We start from the raw sequence: 1903 nt of genomic DNA on the forward strand, positions 1-1903 counted from the left end.
AGGAGAAAGCGCTACAATGAAGGTACTGGTACCTGTCAAACGCGTGATTGACTACAATGTGAAGGTCCGCGTGAAAGCGGACGGTAGCGGTGTTGATCTCGCCAATGTCAAAATGTCGATGAATCCGTTCGACGAGATTGCGGTTGAAGAGGCCATTCGCCTGAAAGAGGCTGGCAAGGCAGACGAAGTTGTTGCCGTTTCAATTGGTGTGAAGCAGGCGCAAGAGACGCTGCGGACCGCTCTGGCCATGGGTGCCGACCGCGCGATCCTTGTTGTTGCGACGGATGATGTGCACACCGATATCGAGCCGCTGGCAGTTGCCAAGATCCTAGCCAAAGTGGTCGAGGAAGAGCAGCCCGGCATCGTTCTGGCGGGCAAGCAGGCGATCGACAACGACATGAACGCCACCGGTCAGATGCTGTCGGCCCTGTTGGGCTGGTCGCAGGGCACCTTTGCCTCGGAACTGGATATTGAAGGCGACAGTGCCAAGATCACCCGCGAGGTGGATGGCGGGTTGCAGACTATCAGCGTCAAGATGCCGACCATCGTGACCGTTGACCTGCGCCTGAACGAGCCGCGCTATGCGTCGCTGCCCAACATCATGAAGGCGAAGAAAAAGCCGCTGGATGAGAAAACCGCAGCCGATTACGGCGTCGACGTCACGCCGCGCCTGGAAATCGTCAAGACCGAAGAACCGCCGGCACGTGCCGCAGGTATCATCGTTGGCTCGGTGGATGAGCTGGTTTCGAAACTCAAAGAAGTGGGGGCTGTGTAATGGCTGTACTTCTGCTTGCCGAAGTCAACAACGGCGAACTGGCGCTGGACGCCACTGCCAAGGCAGTAAACGCTGCCAAGGTGCTGGGTGACGTGACCGTTCTGGCCGCAGGCGGCTCGGCCGCCGCTGCCGGCGAGGCTGCCGCCAAGATCGACGGCGTGTCCAAGGTGCTGGTTGCCGAAGACGCATCGCTGGGTCATCGCCTGGCGGAATCGACCGCCGCGCTGATCGTGGGTCTGGCCGATGGGTACGAGCATATCGTGGCCCCCGCGACCACCGACGCCAAGAACGTGATGCCGCGCGTCGCAGCCCTGCTGGACGTGATGGTGATCTCGGATGCCTCGGGCGTGGTCGATGGCTCGACGTTTGAGCGCCCGATCTATGCGGGCAACGCGATCCAGACCGTGAAGTCGAACGACGCCAAGAAGGTCGTCACCATCCGCACCGCGTCCTTCGATGCGGCGGGGACCGGCGGCTCGGCTGCGGTCGAGACCGTCTCGGTCGGCGACAATCCCGGCCTGTCGACGTGGGTCGAAGACAAGGTCGCCGCAAGTGACCGTCCGGAACTGACCTCGGCTGGTGTTGTTGTCTCGGGCGGCCGTGGTGTCGGCTCGGAAGAAGACTTCAAGCTGATCGAAGCTTTGGCTGACAAGCTGGGTGCTGCGGTTGGCGCGTCGCGCGCCGCTGTCGACTCGGGCTATGCCCCGAACGACTGGCAAGTGGGTCAGACCGGCAAGGTTGTTGCCCCCGATCTTTATGTTGCGGTCGGCATCTCGGGCGCAATCCAGCACCTTGCGGGCATGAAGGACTCAAAGGTCATCGTTGCGATCAACAAGGACGAAGAGGCACCGATCTTCCAGGTCGCCGACTTCGGACTGGTCGCCGACCTGTTCCAGGCGGTCCCGGAACTGACCGAAAAACTCGGCTGAACGCAGCCCGGGGCCTTAGCCCCACAATCACCAAAGGCCCGCCACCGAGCGGGCCTTTTTCAATTCAACTCCCTCAAAGCCGCCTCAAGCTTCAAAGCAATCTCCCTGTGCGCGGAGGGGCCGAGCATATGCTCGGCCACAGGCTGTTGCAGCGTCCCGAACAACACGTCCTCGATCTCGTCTGACAAGGAGGACACAC

2 protein-coding genes are annotated in these 1903 nt (G+C 61.4%); both read left to right on the forward strand.

From position 1 onward, the window contains the following. The first annotated feature begins 16 nt into the window (after positions 1-16). Complete coding sequence (locus AC2FPW_RS03670) at positions 17-775, forward strand: electron transfer flavoprotein subunit beta/FixA family protein (RefSeq protein ID WP_209506332.1); 759 nt, start codon at positions 17-19, stop codon at positions 773-775. Continuing rightward, positions 775-1704: an electron transfer flavoprotein subunit alpha/FixB family protein gene (locus AC2FPW_RS03675; protein WP_496812589.1), complete on the forward strand. Its 930-nt coding sequence runs from the start codon at positions 775-777 to the stop codon at positions 1702-1704. The genes AC2FPW_RS03670 and AC2FPW_RS03675 overlap by 1 nt, the downstream gene beginning before the upstream one ends. Positions 1705-1903 lie beyond the last annotated feature (199 nt).

Source organism: Ruegeria sp. SATB027 (assembly GCF_059613825.1).

Coding starts and splice junctions, on each gene's coding strand:
- AC2FPW_RS03670 (WP_209506332.1), top strand. CDS start 17: ATGAAGGTACTGGTACCTGTCAAACGCGTGATTGACTACAATGTGAAG.
- AC2FPW_RS03675 (WP_496812589.1), top strand. CDS start 775: ATGGCTGTACTTCTGCTTGCCGAAGTCAACAACGGCGAACTGGCGCTG.